Below are 16150 nucleotides of genomic sequence, written 5' to 3'. Positions count from 1 at the left end.
GTGCCAAGATGGAGAAGTGAATCCGGCCAGTGACTCCTCTTTCCAGAACAGCAGTCCCTTCACCCGCTCGCTGCTCGCACCCAATCCGGGCCCGATGAGCCTCGACGGCACCAATTCGTACATCATTGCGGGTCCGGACGCCCGGGGAGTTGTCATCGTCGATCCCGGACCGCTCGACGAATCCCACCTGGCGGCACTCGCCGCTGCAGGAACGGTGGAACTCGTTCTCATCACCCATCGCCACAAGGACCACACGGAGGCCTCCGTGCGCTTCCATGAACTCACCGGCGCGCCCGTCCGCGCGGCGGATCCGGTGCAGTGCCATGGCGGCGAACCGTTGCGGGCTGGCGAGGTCATCCATGCCGCGGGAGTGGAGATCCGCGTGCTGGCCACGCCGGGCCATACCTCCGACTCAGTCTGCTTTCACCTTCCGGGCGACGGGCCGGACGGCTCGGTGCTGACGGGCGATACCATCCTGGGGCGGGGCACCACCGTCCTGGACTATCCGGACGGAAAGCTGGGGGACTACCTCTCCAGCCTCGACACACTCGAAAGCCTCGGTCCGGCGACGCTGTTGCCCGCGCACGGCCCCGTCCTTCCGGCCGTCGACGCGGTATGCCGCGAGTACCGGGCCCACAGGGAGATGCGCTTGGACCAGATCCGTGAGGCCCTGGCGCGGCTCGGGGCCCAAGCCGGAGTCCAGGCAGTCACCGATGCGGTGTATCCCGACGTCGATCCTTCCGTTCGGTGGGCCGCTGAAACCTCGGTGGCGGCGCAATTGGACTATCTGCGCGGCTAGCAGACGCGTCCGCAGTGCGCGCGTAGCGTCCGCCTGCGGACGGTACGCTAGAACCCATGCGTATCGCCCGGTTTGTTGTTGATTCTGATCCCGTCTACGGCGTCGTTGAAGGTGAGCCCGGCAGTGAAGTCATCACTGTCATCCACGGCGACCCCTTCTTCAACGGCGTCGAGCGGACCTCGGTCCGCCACAAGCTGGAGGACGTGCGCCTGCTGGCACCGATCATTCCGCGCAGCAAGGTCATCGGCGTCGGGCGGAACTTCGCCGAACATGCCCGGGAACTCGGTAATGAAGTTCCGCAGCACCCCTTGCTGTTCCTGAAGCCGAACACCGCCGTCGTTGGCCCGAACGATCCGATCGTGTTGCCGGAGTTCTCGGAGGAGGTCTCCTTCGAAGCGGAACTCTGCGTCGTCATTGGCCGCATTTGCAAGGACGTGCCCGAAGACCGCGTGGACGACGTCATTTTCGGTTACACCTGCGGGAACGACCTCACGGCCCGCGACGTCCAGAAGACGGACCTGCAGTGGGCCCGTGCCAAGGGCTTCGACACCTCCGCGCCGCTCGGCCCGTGGATCGAGACGGAACTCGATCCCGAGGACCTGGCCATCAAGGGCTGGCTCAACGGCGAACTCCGCCAGGACGGCAGCACCAACCAGATGATCCGCAGCGTGCGGGAGCTGGTGTCGATCGTTTCGCAGGCTTTCACCCTGCTTCCCGGTGATGTCATCATGACCGGGACTCCGGCCGGCGTCGGGCTGGTCCAGGAGGGCGACCGCTACGAGATCGAGATCGAAGGCATCGGCCGCTTGTCCAACCCGGTAGTGCGCCGGTAAGGCTTTGGCGGGCCGCCGCAGGTCCCCCCGCCCCTAGTGGCACTGGGCATTCCGCCCACTGCCACGGGGTAAAGTTGGAACCATTATGACTACTGTTGCTGCGTCGAACTCTGCCGCCATTCCTGCCGTGACCGCCGAAACCCCGGTCCGCGTCCGGTTCTGCCCGTCGCCCACCGGAACTCCGCACGTTGGATTGATCCGTACGGCCCTGTTCAACTGGGCCTACGCGCGGCACACCGGTGGCAAGCTGATTTTCCGGATCGAGGACACCGACTCCGCCCGCGACAGCGAGGAGAGCTACCACCAACTGCTTGACGCGCTGAAGTGGCTCGGCATCGACTGGGACGAGGGCGTCGAAGTTGGCGGTCCGCACGAGCCGTACCGCCAGTCGCAGCGCGGCGACATGTACCAGGACGTCATCGCCAAGCTCAAGGCCGGCGGCCACATCTATGAGTCATTCTCCACTCCCGAGGAGATCGAGGCACGACACCGGGCTGCCGGGCGCGATCCCAAGCTCGGCTACGACGGCTTTGACCGCCATGTCACCGAGGAACAGCTCGCACAGTACAAGGCCGAGGGCCGCAACGCCGTGTTGCGCCTGCGCATGCCGGACGAAGACCTGACCTTCAACGACCTCGTGCGGGGGGAGATCACGTTCAAGGCCGGATCGGTGCCCGATTTTGCCGTGGTTCGTGCCAACGGAGCCCCGTTGTACACGCTGGTGAACCCCGTGGACGATGCACTCATGGGGATCACGCACGTCCTCCGCGGCGAGGATCTGCTCAGCTCCACTCCGCGGCAGATCGCCCTCTACCGTGCGCTCTACGCCATCGGCGTGGCCGAATACATGCCCGAGTTCGGCCACCTTCCCTACGTCATGGGCCAGGGCAACAAGAAGCTTTCCAAGCGCGATCCGGAATCCAGCTTGTTCCTGCACCGGGAACGCGGCTTCATCCGCGAAGGATTGCTCAACTACCTGTCCCTCCTGGGCTGGTCCCTGAGCGCTGACGAGGACATCTTCACCGTGGAGCAGCTCGTGGCCAGCTTCGACATCCACGATGTCCTGGGCAACCCTGCGCGCTTCGACATCAAGAAGGCCGAAGCCATCAATGGAACGCACGTCCGCATGCTCAGCCCGGAGGATTTCCGCCAGCGGCTTGTGCCGTACCTGCGTGCCGCAGGCTTCGTGGGGGAGATCCTGACTCCGCGCCAGGAAGAGATCCTCGCCGAGTCCGCGCCGCTGGTCCAGGAAAGGATCACCCTGCTGGGCGAGGCTCCGGAGATGCTCGCCTTCCTGTTCAAGAACGACGACGCGATCGACGTCGCCGACGACGCCCGCAAGGGCCTCCCCGAGAACCTCAGCGAGGTGCTGGACGCCGCATTGGCAGCATTGGAACCGCTCGCGGACTGGACAGCGGAAAGCATTCAGACAGCCCTCAAGCAGGCTTTGGTGGAGGATCTTGGCATCAAGCCGCGCCTTGCATTCGGCCCCGTGCGCACGGCAATTTCCGGCCGCCGCATATCGCCGCCGCTGTTCGAATCGATGGTCATCCTGGGCAAGGAATCCTCGCTCACCCGCTTGCGCGCGTTCCGCGGCTAGTTCAGGCACGCCGTGATCCACGCACTTCATGAGTCGTTCCGCACGGTCCGGGGCGTCCTGTTCGACATCGACGACACCCTGGTGGACCTTGAATACGCCATGACCACGGCCCTGCGTGACGTCAGCGAACACCTCCTGCCCGGCCTGGACCAGGCCGGGTGGGAGAAGTTCGGACGGATCTTCACGCACGAAACCACGCATTTCTATGACCGGTACCTCGCCGGTGAATTGACGTTCAACGAGCAGCGGCTGCTGCGCGGCCGTGCGGCGCTGGGGCACTTCGGCGTCGAGCTTGGCGGTGAGGACTCCCACACGTGGCTCAACGACTACTCGCGCCTGCAGCCCAGTTATGTCAGGGCCTTCAGCGACGTCCTGCCGGTCCTCGATGCCCTGGACGGCCTTGGCATCCCTTATGGCGCCGTGAGCAACAACGTCCATGACTACCAGCGGGTCAAGCTCGACAGCGCAGGACTCGCGCGGGTGTCGGTTCTCGTCGGCACGGACACCGTGGGCGTGCCCAAGCCGGACCCCGCCATTTACCTGGAAGGGGTCCGCCGCTTGGGCACCACCCCGGCTGAGACCCTTTTCGTGGGCGACAACCGACTTCTCGACGCCGACGGCGCCACTGCCGCCGGATTGCGCGGCATCTGGCTGAACCGCACCGGCGAGCCCGACTCCGATTTCTCCGGCCGGGAAATAGATTCCTTGACGCGGTTGCTCGCCTGAGGCTTCCGCTACCCGGCCAGCCGGAACTTGCGCAGGAAAACGAACGCCCCGACGGAACCCGCCCCCAGGACGCCCACAAGCCCGAGCGCCGTACCGGTTTCCGATTTCTCGGTCATGCTCGACGGCGATACCGCCGCAGCTCCCTGATGGAGTTCCGTGGTGCCCGCCGCGATTCGCGCATTTCCATCCGCGAGTTTGTTGGCGCCGGTGGACAACTGGGCCGAGCCCGCCGCCAGTTTGGCATTTCCATCCGACAACTTGGAGGCACCCGCTGCCAACGCAGTGGACCCGTCCAGGAGGCCGGGGGAGGAGGGATCCGCGGGGCTGCCCTTGATTCCCGTCATCAACGAGTCAGTGCCCGCAGCCAAGCGTGACGTTCCGTCCGTCATGCTGGCGGTGGCCTTGAGGAGACCCGGATGCTCGGGGTCGCCCGGTACGCCGTCCATCCCCACACGGATCTTTGCAGTCCCATCGGCGAGCATTTGGGTTCCCAGGACAACGCCCGGGGACGCTGGATCCTGGCTGTTGAGCTTCTGGGCGAGAGTGGCGAAACCGGCCGTCAGCTTGCCGGTCCCTGCGGCCAGCTTCCCCGTGCCGTCGGCAAGCCGGCCGGTGCCGTCATGCAGTTGGGTCGCTCCGGCCGAAAGCTGGCCCGCGCCGGCCTGCAATTGCGAAGCTCCCGCGTCAAGGCGGTGTGCGCCATCGTTGAGTGCATTGATCTGGGCCTTCAGCGCTGCCAGCGGCACCACGCCCTGGATGCCGTTGGCGGCGTCGGCGAGCTGCTGTAGCCCTTGGGCCAACGCGGCGGAGCCCGTTCCCTTGGTGGGGTCGTCGCCGGCTCCGGGGTAACCTTTGAGCTGATCGGTGCCCGCAGCGAGCCTGGAGGCGCCCGCGTCGAGTTGCGCAGCACCGGCGTCGAGCTGGGCGGCTCCGTTGTTGAGCTGGTTCGCGCCGTTGTTCAGTTGAGTGGCGCCGTCGCCGAGATTGTTCTCAGCGTTGCCGCCGGGCGTCGGAGTCAGCGCCGCGGAAAGTTGCACGGCACCGGCTGCGAGCTTCTGCGCGCCGTCGTCCACTTTGTAGACCCCCGGCGCAAGCTTGGCGTTGACGTCATTCTGGATTTTCACGGCACCTGTAGCGAGTTTGTCTGCTCCGTCCTTTAGCTGCTGGGCTCCAGGGGCCAGCTTGCCCTGGATTCCGTTCTGGACTTTTGAGGCGCCATCCGCCAGCTTCGCCGCACCTGTCCCGGCTTCCGCAGCTCCGCCTGCAAGCCTCGCTGCGCCGTCTTTTAGCTGGCCGGCGCCGGCAGAGGCCTGTGCGGCACCGTCATCGAGCTGCGCCGACCCTGCCGCGATCTTCCCGATGACCAAGGTATAGAAGCCGAGGAGGGCTATGAGCAGAAGTGCGAGTACGGCGATGGCGACGATCTGGGCACGGCTTCGTGTTCTGGTGGCATTGGCAGGGTTCGGTGTCATGGGCAATTCCTCTCGATGACTTCCCGGCAGCGGCACTGCTGCCGGGGATCCCCCCATGTGACGCAGCCAACAGGCGTTCCGGCCTGGAGCTGTGCCACGAAACAAGTGCGTGGCGTTGGTTACCGATTGGTAACTTACCGAGAGTAAACCTAGGATCCGGTCGATTGCAAGGGTTTTTCCCGGTTCGTCCGTTCGCTCGGGATAGGGCCGGGCCGGCCTCGCACCTGGGTGCTCGATTTGTGTGCATCGAAAGTCTCGGGTAAAGTAACTACTCGTGCTGAGGGGCACGGAGCGAAGGTTTAAGCCATCGAATCCGGCCTAAAAGTGCCAATGGGATATGGTGTAATTGGCAACACTACGGTTTCTGGTACCGTCATTCTAGGTTCGAGTCCTGGTATCCCAGCTCTGAATAATCCGCATATTTGTGCGGGAATTCGGAGTTTCTCATCGGTTTGCCGATTTGAAACAAGGCTGAATGTGTGAAATACTCATTCAGCTTGAATACCGGAAGCGGAATTCACAAAGCGGTAAAACACAGTGCAAGGCCCCATCGTATAGCGGCCTAGTACGCTGCCCTCTCACGGCGGTAACGCGGGTTCGAATCCCGCTGGGGTCACCAATGAATCCCCCGGAACCAACAGGTTCCGGGGGATTTTTCTTTGTGTCGGTTGGATGGAACGTCGGACGCCGTACCTTTCTCCCCTTGCTTGCTGCGCGAAAGTCCAGGGGTGCCGCGATTCGCCGTGTCACAAACGCTTTTCCGGCTCAAAAGAGGGAACGCCGTACGGGTGGCGCTCAGGTGGTCTTTTGGAGGGCTTCCGCGGCGTCCCTGACTTTGATGAGCGTGCGCAGGTTCCGGGTGGTGGTGCTCGCTTTATAACGCGCCTTGGCGGCGAGCTTGCTGAAGGGGCTATCCAGGGTGCCTCCCGCCGGGGCGAGCCATGCCGAGGCCTCGGGACCCAGCCGGACATGCTCGACGCCGCCGTGCCCTGGTGCCCCGAGAGCCGTGCCGGCGTCGAATAGTTCATCCAACATGGCAGTGTCAGAGGCGAGGGTGATGTAGCTGTGCGTGGCTTTGTCGTCGGCCGGGTAGGGGCAGGCTTCGACTAGTTCGGCGACCCTTTCGGCGGTCAGGACCACCACCCAGGCGTCGTAGCCAAAGGCTTCCCTCAGGCACTTCTCAAACTGCTCCTTGACTCCCGCGGCGTCGAGCTCGCTCTTGAGTACCGCGTTGCCACTGGCCAGCAGGGTCTTGACCTCATTGAAGGGATACGCCGCGAGGGCCGCTTTGAGGTCGGCCATTTTGATGTTGATCCCGCCCACGTTGATCCCGCGCAGGAACACGGCAAAGCTGTCCATGCGCCTACCCTACATGCGCCCCTCGACGAGAGGGGCGCCACGGCGAAGCAGTCGGGAATCGGGACGCGGCTAGTCGTTGTTTTTACGCAGGGCTTCGGTCAATACCCGGGCGGCGTTGCAGACGACTTCGGCGTGGAGTCTTCCGGGCTGACGGGTCAGGCGCTCGATGGGGCCGGAGATGGATACCGCGGCAATGACGCGGCCGGAAGGGCCGCGCACGGGTGCGGACACCGAGGCGACGCCAGGCTCGCGTTCACCGAGGCTCTGGGCCCAGCCCCGGCGTCGTACTCCCGCCAGGACGGTGGGCGTAAAGCGGGCGTTCTGGAGTCCGTCCAGGAGGCGGTCGTGGTCTTCCCACGCCAACAGGATCTGGGCGGCGGAGCCGGCCTTCATGGAGAGCTGGGTGCCCACGGGAATGGTGTCGCGCAGGCCGATCGGGCGTTCCGCCGAAGCGACGCAGACGCGCCAGTCGCCCTGGCGGCGGAAGATCTGGGCGCTTTCGCCCGTGGCGTCCCTCAATTGGATCAGGACAGGGCCGGCGGAAGCGATGAGCCGGTCCTCGCCGGCTGCCGAGGCAAGCTCGACAAGACGGCTGCCGAGGACGAAGCGTCCTTGGATATCGCGGCTCACGAGGCGGTGGTGGACGAGCGCCAGCGCCAGCCGGTGCACGGTGGGGCGGGCCAGTCCCGTTGCTGCCACAAGTTGAGCCAAGGTGGTTGGCCCCGCCTCAAGTGCGTCGAGTACTTGGGCTGCTTTATCGATGACGCCGACTCCACTAGAATTGTCCATGTAATGATATTGCCGTCTCAATATCTGAGATGCAAGTTGTTTCACTGGCGCAGTTCGGATCGCTGATGTTCAGTGGAAGTAGTCAAGCCAACCGCAGTGAAGGGAGCAGGCCGTGGGAAAGACACTGGCCGAGAAAGTTTGGGATGCGCACGTGGTGCGCAAGGGCGAAGGCGAAGGAGCCAACGCCCAGCCCGATCTTCTGTTCATCGACCTGCACCTCGTGCATGAGGTGACCTCCCCGCAGGCCTTCGAGGGCTTGCGCCTCGCCGGACGCCCCCTGCGCCGCCCCGACCTCACCATCGCCACGGAGGACCACAACACGCCGACCCTGGACATCGACAAGCCGATCGCCGACCTGACCAGCCGGACGCAGATCCAGACCCTGCGCAACAACTGCAAGGAGTTCGGAGTCCGCCTGCACTCGCTCGGCGACGCCGAGCAGGGCATTGTGCATGTTGTCGGCCCGCAGCTGGGCCTCACCCAGCCCGGCATGACGGTTGTCTGCGGGGATTCGCACACCTCGACCCACGGTGCCTTCGGGGCACTCGCGATGGGCATCGGCACCTCCGAGGTGGAACACGTCATGGCCACCCAGACGCTGTCCCTCAAGCCGTTCAAGACCATGGCCATCAACGTTGAAGGCACCCTGCGCCCAGGCGTGTCGGCAAAGGACATCATCCTGGCAGTCATCGCCAAGATCGGCACCGGCGGCGGCCAGGGCTACGTCCTGGAGTACCGCGGCTCGGCCGTCCGGGCCCTCTCCATGGATGCCCGCATGACCATCTGCAACATGTCCATCGAGGCCGGCGCCCGCGCCGGACTGGTGGCTCCGGACCAGACGACGTACGACTACATGTACGGCCGCCCGCACGCCCCGCAGGGCGAGGAGTGGGATGCCGCCGTCGAATACTGGAACACGCTGCACACTGACGATGACGCCGCTTTCGATGTCGAGGTGGACCTCGACGCCGATACCTTGGAGCCGTTCGTGACCTGGGGGACCAACCCGGGCCAGGGGATTTCGCTCAACGAAGCCGTGCCCTTCCCCGCGGACTTCGGTGACGAGAACGCCAAGCTGGCCGCGGAACGGGCCCTGCAGTATATGGGTCTCGAAGCCGGCACGCCCATGAAGGACATCCGGGTGGACACGGTCTTCCTGGGCTCCTGCACCAACTCCCGCATCGAGGACCTCCGTGCCGCGGCCGACGTCATCCGCGGACGGGAAAAGGACCCGAAGGTCCGGATGCTGGTGGTTCCCGGTTCGGCTCGTGTCCGCCTGGAAGCCGAAGCCGAGGGCCTGGACAAGGTGTTCAAGGAATTCGGCGCTGAATGGCGCTTCGCCGGCTGCTCCATGTGCCTGGGCATGAATCCGGACCAGCTGGAACCGGGGGAGCGCTGCGCGTCCACCTCGAACCGCAACTTCGAAGGACGCCAGGGCAAGGGCGGCCGCACCCACCTGGTTTCGCCGGTCGTCGCCGCAGCCACGGCAGTACGCGGAACGCTGAGCTCGCCTTCGGACCTGGAGCCCGCCTCTGTTTCCGCATCCACCACCACCGACGCCGCCTAGGAGGATCCCCATGGAAAAGTTCACCACCCACACCGGCATCGGTGTCCCGCTGCGCCAGAGCAATGTTGACACCGACCAGATCATTCCAGCGGTCTACCTGAAGCGGATCACGCGTACCGGTTTCGAAGACGCCCTGTTCTCGGCGTGGCGCAAAGACCCGTCCTTCATCCTGAACCAGGAACCCTTCAACGCGGGCTCCGTGCTTGTGGCGGGACCCGATTTCGGTACCGGTTCGTCCCGCGAGCACGCGGTCTGGGCATTGAAGGACTACGGGTTCAAAGCTGTATTGTCTTCCCGGTTCGCGGATATTTTCCGCGGCAACTCGGGAAAGCAAGGGCTCTTGGCGGCCGAGCTTGCCCAGGACGACATCGAGCTCATCTGGAAGGTCCTCGAAAACGCGCCCGGCACCGAAGTCAAGGTGGACCTCGTGTCCAAGACGGTTGAGTGCGGTAACGTCGTGGCACCCTTCGAGATCGATGACTACACCCGTTGGCGCCTCCTCGAGGGCCTGGATGACATCGGGCTGACGCTCCAGCACGAGGAAGACATCACGGCCTACGAGGCCACGAGGCCTTCCTTCAAGCCGAAAACCCTCCCCGCGCGAATCCAGTAGCTCGCATCAACGAGCTTCTGCGCCGTGAAAGGACCGGCGCACCCGAAGGAACGGGTGCGCCGGTCCTTTTCGTGTGCGTGGCACTCCGGTTCGCCGGGCACGAACGCGGGGTCACTTAGGGCCCATGCCGCGCGGCAGCATGGGCCCTAAGTGACCCCGCGTCGCGGAAAGGCCAGCCCGCCGTCGTCGTATGTGGAAAAGTCCGCCATGCAATGCCGATTCCGTCCCCTTCAGCACCAGCAAACCCGCCTTCGCCACGCCCCTCCATTTCGAATCGGTAACGTCAGCTTTTATGCTTAGCTGGAGCCTTCGTAAGTGTGGGGGCATCAACTCGTGAGGAAACCGGTATAGATGAGTAGTGTTCTGACAATCCGCGGCGGCGTCCCCTTGACCGGCCGCGTCACCGTCAGAGGTGCCAAGAACCTTGTTCCCAAGGCCATGGTGGCTTCCCTCCTCGGCAACGAACCCTCGGTGTTGAGGAACGTTCCGGAGATCAAGGACGTGGAGGTCGTCACCAGCCTGTTGCAGCTTCATGGCGTGACTGTCCAGAAGGATCCCGTCACCGGCGATCTCACTCTGGACCCCAAGAATGCGAAGACTGCGTCCAGCACCGCTATCGACGCACACGCCGGCGACTCCCGCATCCCGATCCTGCTGTGCGGTCCGTTGATCCATGCCATCGGCGAAGCATTCATTCCCGATCTCGGCGGCTGCAAGATCGGCGACCGGCCGATCGACTACCACTTGAACGTGCTCCGCCAGTTTGGCGCCGTCGTCGAAAAGCGCCCGGGCGGCATCCACATCTCCGCTCCCAAGGGCCTCCATGGCGCGAAGATCTCCCTCCCGTACCCGTCGGTGGGAGCTACGGAGCAAGTCCTGCTGAGCGCCACGCGGGCAGAGGGCATCACCGAACTCAGCGGTGCCGCCACCGAACCGGAAATCATCGACCTCATCGCGGTGCTCCAGAAGATGGGCGCCATCATCAGCGTCCAGACCGATCGCACCATCCGGATCGAGGGCGTCCGCGACCTGGGCGGCTACGACCACCGCGCCCTGGCAGACCGCAATGAATCGGCGTCGTGGGCTTCCGCCGCCTTGGTGACGCGTGGAGACATCTTTGTTGAAGGTGCTTCCCAGCGGGACATGATGACTTTCCTCAACACCTACCGCAAGGTGGGCGGCGGCATGGACATCCGCGAGGACGGCATCCGCTTCTACCACCCCGGCGGAAAGCTGAGCCCCCTCGTCCTTGAAACGGACGTGCACCCGGGCTTCATGACCGATTGGCAACAACCACTCGTGGTCGCCTTGACGCAGGCTGAAGGCGTATCGATCGTCCACGAAACCGTGTACGAGAACCGTTTCGGCTTCACCGACGCGCTGACCCGCATGGGCGCAACCATCCAGGTCCACCGCGAATGCCTTGGAAGCGTGCCATGCCGCTTCGGCCAGCGCAATTTCCTGCATTCCGCCGTCGTCTCGGGACCTACTCCGCTGCGGGGCACCGACATTGACATTCCCGACCTCCGTGGCGGATTCAGCCACCTTATTGCGGCGCTTGCCGCGACCGGTACGTCCAGGGTGACCGGGATCGACATCATCAACCGCGGCTACGAGCGTTTCACTGAAAAACTTGCCGGGCTGGGCGCCGATTTCGACCTCACCGAATCCAAGTAACGGGGGATACCTTGAAGGAATCGGCCCAGAGCCGTGCCATGTTCGCTGTTCTTGCGGGAGTTGCGCGACCGCTCATGAACATCCTCATGGCAAAGAAGTGGGAGGGGACCGAAAAGCTCCCCGCGCGTGGCTTCATTGCGGCCCCGAACCACTGCACCGAAATCGACCCGATTGTGGTGGGGCACATGCTCTACAACATGAAGCGTCCACCGCATTTCCTCGCGAAATCCGGCCTCTTCAAGGTCCCCGTCCTGGGTAGCCTTTTGCGCGCTGCGAACCAGATTCCCGTGGAGCGCTCGACGGCGGGGGCGAACCGTTCGTTGCAAGCCGCCCAGGAAGTGGTGGATGCCGGCGGTGCCATCATCATTTACCCTGAGGGCACGCTGACGCGCGATCCTGATTTGTGGCCGATGAAGGGTCACACGGGAGCGGCGCGCCTGGCGCTCCAGACCGGTGCTCCCGTGGTTCCCATCGCCCATTGGGGTGCCCAAGAGGTGTTCCCCCGTTACGCCAAGCGCCTGCATGTCTTCCCACGGAAGACTTCCCGCATCCTGGTCGGCGATCCGGTTGATCTCAGCGCTTTCGAAGGCCGACCGCTGGATCGGGCCACCCTGGTTGAGGCTACGGACGTCGTCATGGACGCCATCACGGAGCTCCTTGCAACCTTGCGCGGGGAAGAACCGCCCAAGGAACGCTGGGACCCTGCCGCCCACAACCAGTCGAAGCACGGTCGCTTCCAAGCGACTGAAGGAACCTCGGGCGCCGACGCCACGGACGGACAGAAGTGACCTCCGGGGAAGAACTCATAGGCGATAACGGTGTTGTCGCCGTGCTTGGCGCGGGATCCTGGGGTACCACGTTCGCGAAAGTCCTGGCGGATGCTGCGATAGCCACCGGTGCGGAGCGGATCATCCGGATTTGGGGCCGGCGGGACGAAGTGGTTGCCCAGATCAACACGGAGCACCGTAACGCCCAGTACTTGAAGGACATTGCGCTGCCCGATTCCATCACGGCCTCCACGGATGTGGCCGAGGTCCTTGCGGGCGCCGGGCTCGTGATTCTGGCCGTGCCGGCGCAGTCGCTTCGGCTTCAACTGCGCAAATGGAAACCACTCGTGGCTCCCGGCGCCGTGGTCGTTTCCCTCATGAAGGGCCTTGAACTCGGTACCGATTCCCGCATGAGCCAAGTGATTTCCGAGGAACTCGACATTCCGCAGGAACGGGTCGCCGTCGTTTCAGGCCCCAACCTGGCAATGGAGATCGCGCGCCGGGAACCCACGGCCTCCGTGGTGGCGTGCAGCGACGAAACAACGGCCGCATCATTCGCGCTCTACTGCACCGCGCCGTACTTCCGCCCCTACACGAGCAACGACGTGGTCGGCGTCGAAATCGGGGGAATCGTGAAAAACGTGATCGCCCTCGCCGTCGGCATCTGCGAAGGCAAGCAAATGGGCGACAATACCAAGGCATCCGTGATCACTCGCGGCCTTGCGGAAACCTCCCGGTTGGCGCTTGCCCTCGGTGGCGAGGCACGCACCATTGCTGGCCTCGCCGGGCTCGGAGACCTGGTTGCCACCTGCTCTTCGCCCTTGTCCAGGAACCATACGGCAGGACGCTTGCTCGGCGAAGGTTTGACGCTGGAACAGGTCACCGAGCGCATGACCCAGACGGCGGAAGGCATCAAATCCGGGTACGCTGTCTACGAACTAGCCGGAAAACTCGGCGTCGACATGCCGATCACCGCGGCCGTGGTAGCCGTCCTCGAAGGCAAACTGTCCGTTGATGAACTTGGGCCCAGACTCCTGGCCCGCTCCCTGAAGTCCGAAGGCGATTACTGACTGTGACCGAAGAATCCCTGTCTGCCGGAACTGCCGAGACTGCCGCTTCCACCGGAACTGCCGAGTCGACGATGCCGGCCGCTCCCCGGCGGCCCCGCGTCGCCGTGCTCTTTGGCGGTCGGTCCAGTGAACACGCAGTCAGTTGCGTGACGGCGGCCGGCGTCATGGGCGCCATCGACAAAGACAAGTACGACGTCGTCCCCATCGGTATTGCCAAGTCGGGCCAGTGGGTGATCCCCTCCGCTGACATCAGCCAGTGGTCGCTGAGCGCAACGGCGTTGCCTGAGGTGCCTCCTTCGGGGAAGACCGTCGCCCTCGCCGAGGTGGGTGGAGCCCACCAATTGATCGTCACGGCGCCGAACGCAGTGCCTGAGGAACTTGGTTCCGTGGACGTCGTGTTTCCGCTCCTGCACGGGCCCTGGGGCGAGGACGGCACCATCCAGGGTCTTTTGGAGCTTTCCGACACCCGCTATGTGGGAGCCGGAGTGCTGGCATCCGCCGTCGGCATGGACAAGCATTTCATGAAGGTCGTTTTCGAGGCCGCCGGCCTTACGGTGGGGCCGTATGTGGCAGTCACTGACCGTGATTGGATCAATGACGCCGAAGCCGTGCGCAAGCGTGTTGACCGCCTCGGCTTTCCCGTGTTCGTGAAGCCCGCCCGGGCCGGTTCCTCGATGGGGATCTCCAAGGTTGACTCGATGGACGAATTGGATGCCGCCATCGACGAGGCACGGAGGCACGACCTCAAGCTCGTGATCGAGGCCGGCATTGTGGGCCGCGAAATCGAGTGCGCCGTCCTGGAAGGACGAGGCACCGCGGTCCCGCGAACCTCCATGCCCGGGGAGATCGCCGTAGCTCCAGGCGAACACGAGTTCTACGACTTCAACGCCAAATATGTGGAGGACGGCGCCGCAGCCCTGAGCTGCCCGGCCGATATTCCCGCCGAGGCCATTGCACGCGTCCGTGAGCTCGCTGCGGCTGCCTTCGACGCTGTCGGTGCAGAAGGCCTCAGCCGCGTGGACTTTTTCTACACGCCGGACGGCGAACTCATCATCAACGAAATCAATACGATGCCCGGATTCACCCCGAAGAGCATGTATCCGCAAATGTGGGCGGCCTCCGGGCTTGGCTACGCCGAGTTGATCGACGAGCTCATCTACCTGGCGCTCAACCGCAAAACCGGCCTGCGCTGACAGCAGGCTGTCGCTGACAGCCTGCTGCGGCACGCCTGCTACTTGCCGGGGGCGCCGGTGGGCAGGTTCTGCAGCAGCTCAGGCTGGCCGACGCACTTGCGGACGGCCTTGATCTTCGACGCCGCCGGTGCAAGGTCCGCAAGGACCGTGGCGGAGCTGATCTTGTTCGGGTCCATGAGGATCTCCGTGGCGGGCTCGCGACCATAGGTGGTCAGGGTCCATGCCGGGTTGCCTTCCTTGATGACCCAGTCGACGTCGTTCACGGTGACGCAGCGGTCCGTGGTGGGGCCGGGCACATTGACCCCGCAACGCAGAATCAGCACCGACGGGTCGCCCCATGCCGCCGTGGCCTGGCTATTGGTCTTCCGCAGCGCGGCATCGCCGATCGTATCCGGGAGCGCCACCATCATGGGCGCGCAGGCGGCATTCGCGGCATCGGCCGCGGGCTGGACGTCGACCACGGGGGAGCAGGCTGCAAGGCTGAGGACCGAAACCGCCGCGGCTGTCAATGAACAGAGGACGCGAACGTACACAGCGGCTTTCGTTTGTTGCATTGATCAAGCCTATCGCGGCTGCGGCAAACCGAGGATCGGAGCAGCGGGCGCCAGCGGACAGCCCTTTGATGTCGGCGGTTCGCGATAGCGTAGAGCTGTGTCCATAGAACAACAGACTGTCGGTGAGCTCTCCGAAGGGGAGCTCCTCGCACGCATCTTTCCGCGACTGAAGCACAGCAGCAGCGTGCTGCTCGGGCCGGGCGACGACGCCGCCGTCGTCGCTGCCCCGGACGGCCGGACCCTGATTTCCATCGACACCCAGACCCAGGACCAGGACTTCCGGCTGGAATGGAACAACGGATACCGGACCACCGGGTATGACGTCGGCTGGAAGTCGGCGGCACAGAATCTTAGCGACATCAACGCGATGGGCGGCACTGCCGTATCCCTCGTCGTCAGCCTGACCATGCCGCCCGGAACTCCGGTCCTGTGGGTCGAGGACTTCGCCGATGGCCTGACGGCCGGCATCGTCGGACTGGGGGCACCCGATTGTTCAGTCGCCGGGGGAGACCTCGGCCGTGGCCGCGAAATCGCGGTGACCGTCGCCGTCGTCGGGACGATGCATGGGCTGCCCGCCGTCCTCCGCTCCGGGGCCCGTCCCGGTGACACCCTGGCCCTTGCCGGAACTGTTGGACGAGCTGCAGCGGGACTTGCCCTCCTCGAAAGCACCATACCCGTAGGCCAGCTGAACGCTGCCCAGCGCGCACTCATGGACAGCCAGTGCCGGCCGCAGCCGCCCCTCGCCGCAGGACCGCTGGGTGCCAAGGCAGGCGCAACCGCCATGATGGATGTCTCAGACGGGCTCCTGCGCGACGCCGGCCGCCTCGCCGTAGCCAGCGGCGTCGTCCTCGACCTCGACCCCATCGCGCTCAAGGCCCTCGCCACTCCGTTGGAAGCCGCCTCGGCTCCCCTTGGCCTCGATCCCATGGAATGGGTCCTGGGTGGCGGAGAGGACCATGGACTGCTGGCGACATTTCCAGCAAATGTTCAGCTACCTTCCGGCTTCACTGCGATAGGCTCGATCCAGGCCGTTGCCGAAGGACAGCACAGCGGCGTCCGGATAGCGGGAATGCCCGCTGACACCGCGGGATGGGATCACTTTGCAGACTAAGATTGCCGCCAATACGCACG

The 16150-nt window shown here is 64.5% G+C and carries 15 protein-coding genes and 2 tRNA genes; 13 read left to right on the top strand and 4 right to left on the bottom strand.

Going from position 1 to position 16150, the window contains the following annotated elements:
* Positions 1-16: 16 nt before the first annotated feature.
* From OIT41_RS12735 to OIT41_RS12720, 4 genes are all read left to right on the top strand, one after another.
* Positions 17-799 carry an MBL fold metallo-hydrolase gene (locus OIT41_RS12735; protein WP_264636563.1) on the top strand — a complete coding sequence of 261 codons (783 nt, stop codon included), beginning with the start codon at positions 17-19 and terminating at the stop codon, positions 797-799.
* A 56-nt stretch (positions 800-855) separates the two neighbouring features.
* Positions 856-1632: a fumarylacetoacetate hydrolase family protein gene (locus OIT41_RS12730; RefSeq protein WP_241707477.1), complete on the top strand. Its 777-nt coding sequence runs from the start codon at positions 856-858 to the stop codon at positions 1630-1632.
* Between the two features lie 85 nt (positions 1633-1717).
* On the top strand, positions 1718-3232 hold the full coding sequence (gltX, locus tag OIT41_RS12725) for a glutamate--tRNA ligase (protein WP_264636562.1): 1515 nt from the start codon (positions 1718-1720) through the stop codon (positions 3230-3232).
* A gap of 12 nt (positions 3233-3244) precedes the next feature.
* A complete protein-coding gene (locus OIT41_RS12720) occupies positions 3245-3958 on the top strand; it encodes an HAD family hydrolase (RefSeq protein WP_264636561.1) in 714 nt (237 codons plus the stop codon).
* Between the two features lie 8 nt (positions 3959-3966).
* On the opposite strand, the gene OIT41_RS12715 is transcribed toward OIT41_RS12720, so the two are convergent.
* A complete protein-coding gene (locus OIT41_RS12715; protein WP_264636560.1) occupies positions 3967-5430 on the bottom strand; it encodes a hypothetical protein in 1464 nt (487 codons plus the stop codon).
* 331 nt (positions 5431-5761) lie between these two features.
* Here OIT41_RS12715 and OIT41_RS12710 point away from each other — a divergent pair.
* Both OIT41_RS12710 and OIT41_RS12705 read left to right on the top strand, forming a co-directional pair.
* A tRNA-Gln gene (locus tag OIT41_RS12710) sits at positions 5762-5833 on the top strand.
* Between the two features lie 140 nt (positions 5834-5973).
* Positions 5974-6049, top strand: a tRNA-Glu gene (locus tag OIT41_RS12705).
* Between the two features lie 176 nt (positions 6050-6225).
* Here OIT41_RS12705 and OIT41_RS12700 read toward each other — a convergent pair.
* Both OIT41_RS12700 and OIT41_RS12695 read right to left on the bottom strand, forming a co-directional pair.
* Positions 6226-6789, bottom strand: coding sequence for a DUF1697 domain-containing protein (locus OIT41_RS12700; protein ID WP_264636559.1), 564 nt, complete (start codon positions 6787-6789; stop codon positions 6226-6228).
* Between the two features lie 69 nt (positions 6790-6858).
* Complete coding sequence (locus tag OIT41_RS12695; protein WP_028264661.1) at positions 6859-7578, bottom strand: IclR family transcriptional regulator; 720 nt, start codon at positions 7576-7578, stop codon at positions 6859-6861.
* Between the two features lie 112 nt (positions 7579-7690).
* Between OIT41_RS12695 and leuC the strand changes: the two genes are divergently transcribed.
* The 6 genes from leuC to OIT41_RS12665 all read left to right on the top strand — a co-directional run bounded on the left by leuC (position 7691) and on the right by OIT41_RS12665 (position 14465).
* Complete coding sequence (gene leuC, locus OIT41_RS12690) at positions 7691-9145, top strand: 3-isopropylmalate dehydratase large subunit (protein WP_264636558.1); 1455 nt, start codon at positions 7691-7693, stop codon at positions 9143-9145.
* Between the two features lie 10 nt (positions 9146-9155).
* A complete protein-coding gene (gene leuD, locus OIT41_RS12685; RefSeq protein ID WP_078108589.1) occupies positions 9156-9758 on the top strand; it encodes a 3-isopropylmalate dehydratase small subunit in 603 nt (200 codons plus the stop codon).
* Between the two features lie 351 nt (positions 9759-10109).
* Positions 10110-11435 (top strand): UDP-N-acetylglucosamine 1-carboxyvinyltransferase, encoded by a 1326-nt coding sequence (gene murA, locus OIT41_RS12680; RefSeq protein WP_059387657.1) that lies wholly within the window; start codon positions 10110-10112, stop codon positions 11433-11435.
* Positions 11436-11446: 11 nt separating this feature from the next.
* Positions 11447-12223 (top strand): lysophospholipid acyltransferase family protein, encoded by a 777-nt coding sequence (locus tag OIT41_RS12675; protein ID WP_264636557.1) that lies wholly within the window; start codon positions 11447-11449, stop codon positions 12221-12223.
* On the top strand, positions 12220-13272 hold the full coding sequence (locus OIT41_RS12670; RefSeq protein WP_264636556.1) for an NAD(P)H-dependent glycerol-3-phosphate dehydrogenase: 1053 nt from the start codon (positions 12220-12222) through the stop codon (positions 13270-13272). The genes OIT41_RS12675 and OIT41_RS12670 overlap by 4 nt, the downstream gene beginning before the upstream one ends.
* Positions 13273-13343: 71 nt before the next feature.
* Positions 13344-14465: a D-alanine--D-alanine ligase family protein gene (locus tag OIT41_RS12665; RefSeq protein ID WP_264637958.1), complete on the top strand. Its 1122-nt coding sequence runs from the start codon at positions 13344-13346 to the stop codon at positions 14463-14465.
* A 38-nt stretch (positions 14466-14503) separates the two neighbouring features.
* Here OIT41_RS12665 and OIT41_RS12660 read toward each other — a convergent pair whose 3' ends face one another.
* Positions 14504-15019, bottom strand: a complete 516-nt coding sequence (locus OIT41_RS12660) for a DUF3515 family protein (protein ID WP_241707484.1) — start codon at positions 15017-15019, stop codon at positions 14504-14506.
* A 97-nt stretch (positions 15020-15116) separates the two neighbouring features.
* On the opposite strand from OIT41_RS12660, the gene thiL reads away from it, so the two are divergent.
* Positions 15117-16130, top strand: coding sequence for a thiamine-phosphate kinase (gene thiL, locus OIT41_RS12655; protein WP_241707485.1), 1014 nt, complete (start codon positions 15117-15119; stop codon positions 16128-16130).
* The last annotated feature ends 20 nt before the right edge of the window (positions 16131-16150 follow it).

It is taken from the genome of Arthrobacter sp. YA7-1 (assembly GCF_025960325.1).
Lineage (GTDB): Bacteria > Actinomycetota > Actinomycetes > Actinomycetales > Micrococcaceae > Arthrobacter > Arthrobacter bambusae_A.
This window is presented reverse-complemented; position numbering and strand designations above follow the sequence as displayed.

Excerpts from the sequence above, each read along its gene's own strand:
- OIT41_RS12730 (WP_241707477.1), top strand. The coding sequence starts at position 856 with ATGCGTATCGCCCGGTTTGTTGTTGATTCTGATCCCGTCTACGGCGTC.
- gltX (WP_264636562.1), top strand. The coding sequence starts at position 1,718 with ATGACTACTGTTGCTGCGTCGAACTCTGCCGCCATTCCTGCCGTGACC.
- OIT41_RS12715 (WP_264636560.1), bottom strand. The coding sequence starts at position 5,430 with ATGACACCGAACCCTGCCAATGCCACCAGAACACGAAGCCGTGCCCAG.
- OIT41_RS12700 (WP_264636559.1), bottom strand. The coding sequence starts at position 6,789 with ATGGACAGCTTTGCCGTGTTCCTGCGCGGGATCAACGTGGGCGGGATC.
- OIT41_RS12695 (WP_028264661.1), bottom strand. The coding sequence starts at position 7,578 with ATGGACAATTCTAGTGGAGTCGGCGTCATCGATAAAGCAGCCCAAGTA.
- leuD (WP_078108589.1), top strand. The coding sequence starts at position 9,156 with ATGGAAAAGTTCACCACCCACACCGGCATCGGTGTCCCGCTGCGCCAG.
- murA (WP_059387657.1), top strand. The coding sequence starts at position 10,110 with ATGAGTAGTGTTCTGACAATCCGCGGCGGCGTCCCCTTGACCGGCCGC.
- OIT41_RS12665 (WP_264637958.1), top strand. The coding sequence starts at position 13,344 with ATGCCGGCCGCTCCCCGGCGGCCCCGCGTCGCCGTGCTCTTTGGCGGT.
- OIT41_RS12660 (WP_241707484.1), bottom strand. The coding sequence starts at position 15,019 with ATGCAACAAACGAAAGCCGCTGTGTACGTTCGCGTCCTCTGTTCATTG.